Origin of the sequence: Streptomyces sp. NPDC018693 (genome assembly GCF_044391385.1) — a bacterium.
GTDB lineage: Bacteria > Actinomycetota > Actinomycetes > Streptomycetales > Streptomycetaceae > Streptomyces.
Window position 1 is genome coordinate 252,322 of record NZ_JBIRZZ010000002.1, and the last position, 12,449, is coordinate 264,770.

Annotated in this window: 8 protein-coding genes; 7 read left to right on the forward strand and 1 reads right to left on the reverse strand. The window is 69.2% G+C overall.

The annotated features are described in order from the left end of the window. Positions 1-258 precede the first annotated feature (258 nt). From ACH5AC_RS05470 to ACH5AC_RS05485, 4 genes are all read left to right on the forward strand, one after another. Entirely contained in the window at positions 259-942 is a 684-nt protein-coding gene (locus tag ACH5AC_RS05470; RefSeq protein ID WP_398860316.1) for a helix-turn-helix transcriptional regulator, read from the forward strand. 44 nt (positions 943-986) lie between these two features. Then, the gene (locus tag ACH5AC_RS05475; RefSeq protein WP_398860317.1) at positions 987-2,069 is read left to right on the forward strand and encodes an inositol-3-phosphate synthase; all 1,083 of its coding nucleotides are present in this window, start codon (positions 987-989) and stop codon (positions 2,067-2,069) included. Between the two features lie 137 nt (positions 2,070-2,206). Next, positions 2,207-3,475: an MFS transporter gene (locus ACH5AC_RS05480; protein WP_398860319.1), complete on the forward strand. Its 1,269-nt coding sequence runs from the start codon at positions 2,207-2,209 to the stop codon at positions 3,473-3,475. Between the two features lie 132 nt (positions 3,476-3,607). After that, positions 3,608-4,078: a hypothetical protein gene (locus ACH5AC_RS05485; protein WP_398860321.1), complete on the forward strand. Its 471-nt coding sequence runs from the start codon at positions 3,608-3,610 to the stop codon at positions 4,076-4,078. Between the two features lie 103 nt (positions 4,079-4,181). On the opposite strand, the gene ACH5AC_RS05490 is transcribed toward ACH5AC_RS05485, so the two are convergent. Next, a complete protein-coding gene (locus tag ACH5AC_RS05490; RefSeq protein WP_398860322.1) occupies positions 4,182-5,645 on the reverse strand; it encodes a CCA tRNA nucleotidyltransferase in 1,464 nt (487 codons plus the stop codon). Between the two features lie 192 nt (positions 5,646-5,837). Between ACH5AC_RS05490 and ACH5AC_RS05495 the strand changes: the two genes are divergently transcribed. The 3 genes from ACH5AC_RS05495 to ACH5AC_RS05505 all read left to right on the forward strand — a co-directional run bounded on the left by ACH5AC_RS05495 (position 5,838) and on the right by ACH5AC_RS05505 (position 12,432). Then, on the forward strand, positions 5,838-8,246 hold the full coding sequence (locus ACH5AC_RS05495; protein ID WP_398860323.1) for a DUF6049 family protein: 2,409 nt from the start codon (positions 5,838-5,840) through the stop codon (positions 8,244-8,246). A 44-nt stretch (positions 8,247-8,290) separates the two neighbouring features. Beyond that, positions 8,291-10,573: a murein biosynthesis integral membrane protein MurJ gene (murJ, locus tag ACH5AC_RS05500; protein ID WP_398860324.1), complete on the forward strand. Its 2,283-nt coding sequence runs from the start codon at positions 8,291-8,293 to the stop codon at positions 10,571-10,573. Positions 10,574-10,713: 140 nt separating this feature from the next. Beyond that, complete coding sequence (locus ACH5AC_RS05505; protein WP_398860326.1) at positions 10,714-12,432, forward strand: protein kinase family protein; 1,719 nt, start codon at positions 10,714-10,716, stop codon at positions 12,430-12,432. Positions 12,433-12,449: the final 17 nt, after the last annotated feature.

The following is a 12,449-nucleotide window of genomic DNA, read 5'->3' on the forward strand; positions in this document are numbered from 1 at the left end:
ATTCACCCGTACTGCACCGAGAGCATCGACGCCCCCCGGCGCCACACAGTTCCCGGTGGTGTGCATGCCGCACAGACTACGCACCACCAAAACCCACCGAGCCCAGAAGTTCACCCCAAATCAGGCAACTTGCTTCCAACGAATCGGTGATGTGATCCCGTTCACGATTCCCCCTCTTGTCGCATGCGGAAGGCCGTTCTATCGTCTTGATGTATCGAGTCGATACATCAGCGCGAGATAAGGGGAGAGGAGGCGACCATGAGCCGGCGTTCCGGCATCCTTGAGTTCGCCGTACTCGGCCTGCTCCGCGAATCCCCGATGCACGGCTATGAGCTGCGCAAACGACTCAACACGTCATTGGGCGTGTTCCGGGCCTTCAGCTACGGGACGCTCTACCCCTGCCTCAAGACGCTGGTCGCCAACGGCTGGTTGGCGGAGGAGGCGGGCCACAGCCCCGAGGACGCCCTGGCCGCACCGCTCGCCGGGCGGCGTGCCAAGATCGTCTACAGGTTGACGGCGGAGGGCAAGGAGCACTTCGAGGAACTCCTCTCCCAGACCGGGCCCGACGCGTACGAGGACGAGCACTTCGCCGCTCGCTTCGCCTTCTTCGGGCAGACCTCCCGCGATGTGCGTATGCGCGTCCTGGAGGGCCGCCGCAGCCGGCTGGAGGAGCGCCTCGAGAAGATGCGCGCCTCCCTCGCACGCACCCGGGAACGCCTCGACGACTACACGCTTGAGCTCCAGCGCCACGGGATGGAGTCCGTGGAGCGCGAAGTGCGCTGGCTGAACGAGCTCATCGAGAGCGAGCGGGCCGGACGGGACCTGAGAGGTTCCGTCTCCGGGGGGTCCGCTCAGCAGAACACCACAGATGGAGCGACGGGCGGCCTGCCCCGTCCCGGGGAGACCCCCCGGACGGATACGCCCGGCGACACCGCCACGTGAGCGCCCAGTCAGGGCCTCACTCGTACACACAGGGAGCAACCGGAATGGGTTCGGTTCGCGTAGCCATCGTCGGCGTGGGCAACTGCGCCGCATCGCTGGTGCAGGGCGTCGAGTACTACAAGGACGCCGACCCGGCGTCCAAGGTCCCGGGCCTGATGCACGTCCAGTTCGGCGAGTACCACGTCAAGGACGTCGAGTTCGTCGCCGCCTTCGACGTCGACGCCAAGAAGGTCGGCCTCGACCTCGCGGACGCGATCGGCGCCTCCGAGAACAACACCATCAAGATCTGCGACGTGCCCACCACCGGTGTGACGGTCCAGCGTGGCCACACCCTCGACGGCCTCGGCAAGTACTACCGCCAGACCATCGAGGAGTCCGCCGAGGAGCCGGTCGACGTCGTCCAGGTCCTGAAGGACAAGCAGGTCGACGTGCTGGTCTGCTACCTGCCGGTGGGTTCCGAGGACGCGGCGAAGTTCTACGCCCAGTGCGCCATCGACGCCAAGGTCGCCTTCGTCAACGCCCTTCCGGTCTTCATCGCCGGCACCAAGGAGTGGGCGGACAAGTTCACCGAGGCGGGCGTCCCGATCGTCGGTGACGACATCAAGTCCCAGGTCGGCGCCACCATCACGCACCGCGTCATGGCGAAGCTGTTCGAGGACCGCGGTGTCATCCTGGACCGCACCATGCAGCTGAACGTCGGCGGCAACATGGACTTCAAGAACATGCTCGAGCGCGAGCGCCTTGAGTCCAAGAAGATCTCCAAGACGCAGGCTGTCACCTCCCAGATCCCCGACCGGGAGCTCGGCGAGAAGAACGTCCACATCGGCCCGTCCGACTACGTCGCCTGGCTGGACGACCGCAAGTGGGCCTACGTCCGTCTCGAGGGCCGCGCCTTCGGTGACGTCCCGCTGAACCTGGAGTACAAGCTCGAGGTCTGGGACTCCCCGAACTCCGCCGGTGTCATCATCGACGCCCTGCGCGCCGCGAAGATCGCCAAGGACCGCGGCATCGGCGGCCCGATCCTGTCGGCCTCCAGCTACTTCATGAAGTCCCCGCCGGTCCAGTACTTCGACGACGAGGCCCGCGCGAACGTCGAGAAGTTCATCAGCGGCGAAGTCGAGCGCTAGCCGACACCTCACAGTGCGCTAGCCGACACCGCGCGGTGCGCTGGCCGACGCAACGCTCCATACGCTCCTGCCAGGGCTGACGAGGGTCCCCGGGTCGCACGACCCGGGGACCCTCCCCGTATGTGAGGCTGTGCCCCATGCCCGTCGTCCGTGATCTGCGCGTCCTACTGCGCTTCCGGAACTTCCGGCGCCTGCTGGCCGTCCGGTTGCTCTCCCAGTGCGCCGACGGTGTCTATCAGGTGGCGCTGGCCACCTACGTCGTCTTCTCCCCGGAGAGGCAGGCGTCAGCCGGGGCGATCGCCTCCGCGATGGCGGTGCTCCTGCTGCCGTACTCCCTCGTCGGCCCCTTCGCCGGCGTCCTGCTGGACCGCTGGCGCCGCCGCCAGGTCTTCCTCTACGGCAACCTGCTGCGCGCCGTGCTGGCCACGGCCACGGCCCTGCTGATGGTCGCCGAGGTCCCGGACTGGCTCTTCTACGTCTCCGCCCTGTGTGTCACCGCCGTCAACCGCTTCGTCCTGGCAGGTCTGTCTGCGGCCCTGCCCCGGGTGGTGGACGCCGAGCGCCTCGTGGTGGCCAACTCCCTCTCCCCGACCGCCGGTACCCTCGCCGCGACCGCGGGCGGCGGTCTCGCCTTCGTCGTACGGCTGATCGCCTCGGACTCCGACGCCCCAGTGGTGCTGCTGGGTGCCTCGCTTTACCTGTGCTCCGCCCTGGCTTCCCTGCGTATGACACGCGAGTTGCTCGGCCCGGAACCGGAGCTGGTGCCGTCCCGGCTGCTGGTCGCCCTGCGGGGCACGGCGCGCGGACTGGCGGCCGGGCTACGGCACCTGGCCGAGCCACAGCGCCGGCCGACCGCATGGGCGCTGGGCGCGATGACCCTGATGCGGTTCTGCTACGGAGCCCTCACTGTCATGGTGCTGATGCTCTGCCGGTACGCCTGGACGTCCGGCCGGAACACGGACGAGGGGCTCGCTCTGCTCGGACTGGCCGTGGGGATCTCCGGCGCGGGCTTCTTCGTGGCGGCCGTCGTGACCCCGTCGGCAGTGGGGCGGCTGGGGCCTGGCCGCTGGATCCTCGTCTGCTCCGCGGCGGCGTCCGTCCTCGAACTCACGCTGGGGCTTCCCTTCGCCAAGGCGTCGGTGCTGGCGCTGGCCTTCGTTCTGGGCCTGGTCACCCAGGGCGCGAAAATCGCCACGGACACCGTCGTCCAGTCCTCCGTGGACGACGGCTACCGTGGGCGGGTCTTCTCCCTCTACGACGTCCTCTTCAACGTCGCCTTCGTCAGCGCCGCCGGCGTAGCGGCCCTGATGCTGCCGCCGGACGGCCGTTCTGCGGTGCTGGTGATAACAATTGCCGTTATCTACGCGGCGATTGCTGCGACTATGGGCAGGTTTGCACGCCCGTAAGCGTCACATCAGGGACCACGGAGCCCACTTAGGACACGGAACTGTCAGTAGCAGCCTGTACTTTACGTGGGTCTTACGTCGCGCCATGCGCACCACTTCTTCCAGCACGTTCTCCCAGGGGGGACTTCCAACGTGACCACTCCTCCGCCGCAGGGCCAGAACCCGTTCGCCCAGGGCCAGCAGCCCGCCGACCAGCCCCAGGCCCCCTACCCCCCGTACGGGGCGGCCCCGCATGCTCCCGTCCCGCCGCAGCCCCGTCGCAAGGTCAGCTTCAAGCTGATCAAGAACGTCGTCATCGTGCTCGCCGTCATCGGTGTCGCCATCGGCGGCTACATAGCGAGCCAGGACGACGCACGCACCGCCAGTGTCGGCGACTGCATGCATCGGGGCAGCAGCAACGACACCAACCCGGATCTTGAGGTCGTCGACTGCGAGTCCGCGGACGCCCAGTTCGTCGTGCTCGCCAAGATCGAGGGCACGTACAAGACCGAGATCGCAGCGAGCACCAAGTGCGAGGCCGCGGCCAAGGACTTCGAGTACACGTACACAGAAAGCGGTGACGGCACCGACTTCCTGCTCTGTCTGAAGGAGTACACGAAGTAGGGATGCAGGCGCAGAAAGAGGGCGATGTTTCACGTGAAACATCGCCCTCTTCGCGTCTCTGGGGGCCATGTTTCACGTGAAACATGGCCCCAGAACCTCGGCCTCAGTCCTGCCCGGCCCACCACTCCTTCAGGGCCGCCACCGCCGCGTCGGGCTCCATGGGGCCGTGCTCCAGGCGCAGCTCCAGCATGTGCTTGTACGCCTTGCCGACCACAGGGCCGGGACCGACACCGAGGATCTCCATGATCTGGTTGCCGTCGAGGTCCGGGCGGATCGCGTCCAGCTCCTCCTGCTCCCGAAGCTGGGAGATGCGCTCCTCCAGACCGTCGTACGCCCGCGACAACGCGGCCGCCTTGCGCTTGTTGCGCGTTGTGCAGTCGGAGCGGGTCAGCTTGTGGAGGCGGTCGAGGAGGGGTCCCGCGTCACGGACGTAGCGGCGGACGGCCGAGTCCGTCCACTCGCCGGTGCCGTAGCCGTGGAACCGCAGATGGAGCTCGACCAGGCGGGAGACGTCCTTCACCAGTTCGTTGGAGTACTTCAACGCGGTCATGCGCTTCTTGGTCATCTTCGCGCCTACCACCTCATGGTGGTGGAAGGAGACCCGGCCGTCCTTCTCGAAGCGACGCGTGCGCGGCTTGCCGATGTCGTGCAGCAGCGCCGCCAGGCGGAGCGTCAGGTCGGGGCCGTCCTTCTCCAGCGCGATCGCCTGCTCAAGGACGATCAGCGTGTGGTCGTAGACGTCCTTGTGCCGGTGGTGCTCGTCGCGCTCCAGGCGCAGTGCGGGCAGCTCCGGGAGCACATGGGCGGCCAGGCCCGTGTCCACCAGCAGCGACAGGCCCTTGCGCGGGTGGGCGGAGAGGATCAGCTTGTTCAGCTCGTCCCGCACACGCTCGGCGGAGACGATCTCAAGACGACCGGCCATCTCCGTCATCGCCGTGATGACCTCGGGGGCGACGTCGAAGTCGAGCTGGGCGGCGAAGCGCGCGGCCCGCATCATCCGCAGCGGGTCGTCCGAGAAGGACTCCTCGGGCGTGCTCGGGGTGCGCAGCACGCGGGCGGCGAGGTCGCCCAGACCGCCGTGCGGATCGATGAACTCCTTCTCCGGGAGAGCGACCGCCATCGCGTTGACGGTGAAGTCCCTGCGGACGAGGTCCTCCTCGATGGAGTCACCGTAGGACACCTCGGGCTTGCGGGAGGTACGGTCGTACGACTCGGACCGATAGGTGGTCACCTCGATCTGGAAGCGTCGGACGGCGTCTCCGACGCGCGCCTCCTTCTGGGCCCCCACCGTGCCGAAGGCGATCCCGACGTCCCAGACGGCGTCCGCCCATGGCCGCACGATCTTCAGTACGTCCTCGGGCCGGGCGTCGGTGGTGAAGTCCAGGTCGTTGCCGAGCCTGCCGAGCAACGCGTCCCGGACCGAGCCACCGACCAGGGCGAGTGAGAACCCGGCCTCCTGGAAGCGGCGGGCGAGGTCGTCGGCGACAGGAGCGACCCGCAGCAGTTCCGTCACTGCGCGGTCCTGCACCTGGCTCAGGGCGATGGTGTCTTCGTTGGCGTTCGGCACAACAGAAAAGGGTACGTGGCCCCGCAGGCCCCGGGCTCCCTGTTAATAGGTGTACATAGTGGACGGCCCCACTGTCCCATGATCTTGTGGAGCACTCCGCGGCACTTCCCCTCGGCGCACATCGTTACCATGCGTGGACGCACATTCCGACGACCACTGACGGACTACTGACGACGAGGGACGGACGAGCGCGTGGCCGAGGCGGCAGACTTCCCGGGGATGACTCCCTCACCTGCCCGCCGGTGGCTGCGGCGCACCGGAGCACTGCTCGCGGGGGCGCCTCTGCTGGCCGGTCTGCTCCAGCTGCCCATGGTCTCCTCCGCGCACGCGGTCGGCTGGGAAGGCGCCAAGGAAGCCGCGGACACGGGCTCCGTGGCCGTCTCCGTCGACTCGCTCACCCCCAGCGCGCCCACCGAGGGTGACACCGTGACCGTCTCCGGCACGGTCACCAATCAGGGCAAGCAGAAGGTCACCGAAGCCCATGTGGACCTGCTGGTGGGCTCCGCGCTGACCACCCGCTCGGCGGTCACCGACACCGCCAAGCACGCCGACGAGCTGCCCGCCCACGACGGCCGGAAGGTGGACGACGAGTACCGCGCGACGTTCGCCGAGCTCACCCCGGGCGTCTCGCAGCACTTCACGATCTCCGTACCCGTCGACAAGCTCGACCTCGGCGACGACGGGGTCTACCCGCTCGGCGTCACCCTGTCCGGCCGGACGTCCTCCCAGTCGTGGGACAGGGTGCTGGGCGTCCAGCGCACCTTCCTGCCCTGGCAGCCCGAAGAGGCGGACACACGGACGAAGACGACCGTGCTGTGGCCGCTGGTCTCCACCGTCCACATGACGGCGGAGACCGGTTCGAACGAGCAGCAGACGCCGATCTTCCTCAACGACGACCTCGCCAAGGAGATCTCCCCCGGCGGCCGCCTCGACCAGCTGCTGTCACTCGGCAGGGAACTCGACGTCACCTGGGTGATCGATCCGGACCTGCTGGCGTCCGTCGATGCCATGGCCGGCGGCTACCGGCTGCGCGTCGACGAGGACACCACCACGGAGGGCACGTACCAGGCGGTCGCCAAGGAGTGGCTCGCCCAGCTGCAGGACGCGGTGGCGGGCAAGGACGTCGTCGCCCTGCCCTTCGCCGACCCGGACCTGGCCTCCCTCGCCCACAACGGCACCAACGTCACCGGCTCGCTCAGCCAGCTGAAGGCGGCCACCGACGTCGCCGCCACCACCGTGCGGACCGTGCTCCACGTGACGCCGAGCACCGACTTCGCCTGGCCGGTGGAGGGTGCCGTCGACCCTTCAATCGTCAAGGTCGCGACCTCCGCGGGCGCCGACAAGGTGATCGTGCGCAGCGACAGCCTGGCGGAGACCAGCGGTCTGTCCTACACGCCCTCCGCGGCCCGCCCGATCGGCGGCGGCACCACCGCGGTCGTCGCGGACTCCCGGCTGTCGACGTCCTTCGAGGGCGATCTGACCAGGGCATCCGCGTCGACACTCGCCGTGCAGAAGTTCCTCGCTCAAAGCCTCATGCTCACCCTGCAGACGAACAAGCAGCGCAGCATCGTCGTCGCCCCCCAGCGCACGCCGACCGTGGGTCAGGCGCGGGCGATGGCCGAGGCCGTGTCGGCCCTCCAGAGCGCCACCTGGTCCCAGGCGCAGGGACTCACCGCGGCGGCCACCGCCAAGCCCGACCCGGGGGCCACCACCAAGGTGCCGTCGGCATCGTCGTACCCCTCCTCCCTGCGCAAGCAGGAACTGCCGCGGACGGCGTTCCAGCAGATCGCGGCCACCCAGAACAAGCTCGACAACTTCAAGGTGATCCTCAGCGACCAGTCCCGGGTGGTGACCCCCTTCGGGCGGGCCGTCAACCGTGAGATGTCCACCTCGTGGCGGGGCCGGTCCACCGAGGCCGCCGGCTTCCGCCAGGGCGTGCAGCAGTACCTCTCGACGCTCACCAGCCAGGTCAAGCTGATCGACAAGTCGGAGACCAAGCTCTCCGGACGCAGCGCCACGATCCCCGTGACCGTGCAGAACAACCTGGTGCAGGGCGTCGACCGCCTGGTGCTGCGGCTGACCTCCACCAACCCGACCCGGCTGGAGATCGCCGGCAAGGACTACGACGAGCAGCCCATCGCGGTCTCCGGCGGACACAACACCTCGGTGAAGTTCACCACGTCCGCCAACACCAACGGCCAGACGAGGGTGATCGCGCAGCTGTACACGCAGGACGGCCAGCCGTACGGTGCCCCGGTCGCCTTCGACGTGAAGGTCACCGAGATCACGGCCACCGTGATGCTGGTCATCGGCGGCGGTGTCCTGCTGCTCGTGCTGGCCGGCTTCCGGATGTACACCCAGCGCAAGCGCGCCGCCGCCCGCGAGGCCGAGGAGGCCGTCGAGGCGGCGAAGGACGGCGACGACGAGACGGGCGAGGCCGTCGACGGCCCGGAGAACCCCGAGCGCCCCGACGACCGTCTCAAGGACGAGTCCGCCGCCGGCTCCGGGGCGGACGAGCCGGAGCAGCCGAGTGACGGGACACCGGACACCGCAGCGGAAAGCGCAGACCCGTCCGGCACGGGTGAGAGAGTGGACCGTTGAGGATGTCGTGGCCGGTGGGCCCGGGACGATGAGGTGGGGTAACCATGAACGCGCCGTACGACGGTGACCGCGGCCAGGCCGCGGGCAGCTCGGGCTACCCCGAGGGCCCGCCGCCCGAGCACGGCCAGGTGCCCCAGCAGCACCCTGCGGACATGTACCTCCAGGACGCCTACGACCAGGACCCGTACCAGGCGCAGGACCTCAGCGCGCAGGACCCGGTCGCCGAGGCGCTCTACGACCGTGCCGCGCACCCGCCGCCGCCCCCCGGTGCCCACCAGCCGCAGCAGCCGCTGTACGCGCAGCCCCAGCAGTCCCCGTACGCGCCCGACCCGCGGGTGTGGGCGCAGACCCCGGCGCCCGAGCCGGAGGGGCCCACCCAGTACCTGCCGTACGGCGACGACCCGCGCACGACCCAGTTCGTGGGCGTGGACGACCTCGTCACCCATTCCAGCGAGGAGCGGCACCAGCCGGATGCCTTCGCGCACCTCTTCCGGGACCAGCAGGGCAGCGGTTCCCACGGCTCGGCGGAGCCCCCGGTCGTACCGGGACCGGCCGCGGCACCGGGTGGCCAGGGGCCGGCGCCGCAGTACCAGGCCCCGGTGGCCGCGGACGACCGGACCATGAACCTCGGCACGACTCCGGCCGAGGCCCTTGAACCGACCTCCGAGCCGGCCCCCGCTCCGGCCGCCAAGAAGGGCGGCAAGGCCGCCGGGCTGCTGAAGTCCAGCGCCGTGATGGCGGCCGGCACGATGGTCTCCCGGCTCACCGGGTTCATCCGCTCCGCGCTGATCGTCTCCGCGCTCGGTGTCGGCCTGCTCGGTGACACCTTCCAGGTGGCCTACCAGCTGCCCACGATGATCTACATCCTCACCGTCGGCGGCGGACTCAACTCCGTCTTCGTGCCGCAGCTGGTGCGCGCCATGAAGGAGGACGAGGACGGCGGCGAGGCATACGCCAACCGTCTGCTCACCCTCGTCATGGTGGCGCTCGGCCTGCTGACCGTGGCCGCGATCCTCGCCGCGCCGATCCTGATCCGCATGCTGTCGGACTCGGTCGCCAGCGACCCGGCCGCCAACGAGGTCGGCATCACCTTCGTCCAGTACTTCCTGCCCTCGATCTTCTTCATGGGCGTCCATGTCGTGATGGGTCAGATCCTCAACGCGCGCGGGAAGTTCGGCGCGATGATGTGGACGCCGGTCCTGAACAACATCGTCATCATCGTGACGCTGGGCACGTTCATCTGGGTCTACGGCACCGCCGCCGAATCCGGCATGAAGGTCACCAACATCCCGCCGGAGGGCCAGCGGCTGCTCGGCATCGGCATCCTGCTCGGCCTGGTCGTGCAGGCCCTGGCGATGATCCCGTACCTGCGCGAGACCGGCTTCCGGATGCGGCTGCGCTTCGACTGGAAGGGTCACGGCCTCGGCAAGGCGGCCACGCTCGCCAAGTGGACCATCCTGTTCGTCCTCGCCAACCAGGCCGGCGCACTCGTCGTCTCCCAGCTGTCCACCGCGGCGGGCGACAAGTCGCCCATCGACGGCACCGGCTTCGCCGCCTACGCCAACGCCCAGCTGATCTGGGGCCTGCCGCAGGCCATCATCACCGTCTCCCTGATGGCCGCCCTGCTGCCGCGCATCTCCCGCTCGGCGGCCGAGGGCGACGGCGGCGCCGTCCGCGACGACATCTCCCAGGGCCTGCGCACCACGGCCGTCGCGATCGTCCCGATCGCCTTCGGCTTCCTCGCCCTCGGCATCCCGATGTGCACGCTGATCTTCGGTTCCTCGGGCACCAGCGAGGCCACCAACATGGGCTACATGCTGATGGCCTTCGGCCTCGGCCTCATCCCGTACTCCGTGCAGTACGTCGTCCTGCGCGCCTTCTACGCCTACGAGGACACCCGCACCCCCTTCTACAACACGGTCATCGTGGCCGCCGTCAACGCGACTGCCTCCGCGGTCTGTTACTTCGTCCTGCCGGCCCGCTGGGCGGTGGCCGGCATGGCCGCCTCCTACGGCCTGGCCTACGCGATCGGCGTCGGCGTCGCCTGGAGCCGGCTGCGCAAGCGGCTCGGCGGCGACCTCGACGGCGCCCGTGTCCTGCGGACGTACGCAAGGCTGTGCATCGCCTCGGTGCCGGCCGCGGCGCTCAGCGGCGCCGCGTGCTACGGCATCGGCCACACACTCGGCCAGGGCGTCTTCGGCTCCCTTGCCGCGCTGCTCGTCGGCGGTGCCGTCCTGCTCGGAATCTTCTTCGTCGCCGCCCGCCGGATGCGTATCGAGGAGCTCAACTCGCTCGTCGGTACAGTCCGTGGGCGCCTGGGTCGCTGAGCCCAGGGAGGGTACACGCACAACCATCGTCCGCCGCTGTGTGTCGTGCATAGCGCCGGACTGTGGGCACAATTGGTTTCGGCGTCGGACGGCGCGCACTGGGTCGGACGCGCGCAACGAATGGGGAGGCAGGAACGACGGTGGCGGAACGGAGCACGGCTGCCGTCGACGTGGCAGACAACAGCGGCGACGAGCCGCTGACCGCACAGGCGGACCAGTCCACGGCCGACGGGGTGGCCACGAACCGGGAGCGGGACACGGACAAGGACGAGGCACAGGGGAGCGGCGGGACCGAGCGTCCTGGGAAGACCTCAGCGCCCGAGCTGCACAGCGGCCACAAACTCGCCAGACGGTACCGGCTCGAGGACTGTGTCACCCGTCTGGACGGGTTCAGCAGCTGGCGTGCGGTCGACGAGAAGCTGCGCCGCGCCGTCGGCGTCCACGTACTGCCCGCGGACCATACACGGGCCCGTTCCGTGCTCGCGGCGGCCCGCTCCTCCGCGCTGCTCGGCGACCCCCGCTTCGTCCAAGTGCTGGACGCCGTCGAGGAGAACGACCTCGTCTACGTCGTCCACGAGTGGCTCCCCGACGCCACCGAGCTGACCACGCTGCTCGCCGCCGGGCCGCTGGAGCCGCACGACGCCTACCAGATGGTCAGTCAGATCGCCGCCGCCATGGCCGCGGCGCACCGCGAGGGCCTCTCCCATCTGCGGCTGAACCCCAACGCCGTGCTGCGCACCTCCACCGGGCAGTGGCGCATCCGCGGCCTCGCCGTGAACGCCGCGCTGCGCGGCATCACCTCCGACACCCCGCAGCGCACCGACACCGAGGCGATCGGCGCACTGCTGTACGCGGCGCTGACCCAGCGCTGGCCCTACGAGAACGACGCCTACGGCCTGTCCGGGCTGCCCAAGGACATGGGTCTGATCGCCCCCGACCAGGTACGGGCCGGTATCCACCGCGGTCTGTCGGAGTTGTCCATGCGGGCCCTCGCCAACGACGGCGCCACCGCCTCCCGGCACGAGTCCGCATGCACGACGCCGGAGGAGCTGGTGAAGGCGATCGGTGAGATGCCCCGCATCCGCCCGCCGGAGCCCGTGTTCACCGCACCGCCGGAGTACCAGCGCACGACGTACCAGCAGGGCACCTACGGCCGCCCCGCACCGCACCCGGGCGTCACCCAGCCGGTCCCCACCCCGCCGCCCCCACTGCAGAGCCGCACCGGTCGCGCCCTGAAGTGGGCCGTCTCCGCGCTCCTCATCGCCGCCCTCGGCCTCGGCAGCTGGCAGCTCGCGGACGCCCTGATGGACCAGGGCAACAAGTCCGACGACACCAACCAGACGCAGACGACGGACGGCGACGACAAGAAGCCCACCTCCGAACCGGCCAAGCCGCTCACGATCCAGGGCGCCACCGAATACGTGGCCAAGGGTGACGCCCAGGCGCCGGGGGACGTGCCGAAGACCTACGACGGCAACCCCTCGACGTACTGGCGTACCAAGAGCTTCAAGGACGGCCCGGAGATGAAGCCGTCCTTCAAGCCAGGCGTCGGCATCGTCTACGACCTCGGCTCGGAGGAGACGGTGTCCGCCGCGTCGATAGGGCTCCGGTACCCCGGCGACCACACGACGGTCACGCTGTACGCGACGGACTCCATGAGCTCGTCCACACCGGTGAGCTCGATGCAGCAGCTCGGCACGCTGACGACCACGGGAACGTCCGCGACGGTGAAGGTCACCGAGTCCGTGAAGACGCGGTACGTCCTGGTGTGGTTCACGGCCCTGCCGCACGCGGACGGCGACAACTACAGCGGCGCCGGCTTCAAACAGGCCATCACCGACGTGAAGTTCACGGGCTGACATCTCACCGGAGGGGG

Bases quoted from the DNA above. Each gene is read 5' to 3' on its own strand.
- murJ (WP_398860324.1), top strand. From the start codon at position 8,291: ATGAACGCGCCGTACGACGGTGACCGCGGCCAGGCCGCGGGCAGCTCG.
- ACH5AC_RS05480 (WP_398860319.1), top strand. From the start codon at position 2,207: ATGCCCGTCGTCCGTGATCTGCGCGTCCTACTGCGCTTCCGGAACTTC.
- ACH5AC_RS05475 (WP_398860317.1), top strand. From the start codon at position 987: ATGGGTTCGGTTCGCGTAGCCATCGTCGGCGTGGGCAACTGCGCCGCA.
- ACH5AC_RS05470 (WP_398860316.1), top strand. From the start codon at position 259: ATGAGCCGGCGTTCCGGCATCCTTGAGTTCGCCGTACTCGGCCTGCTC.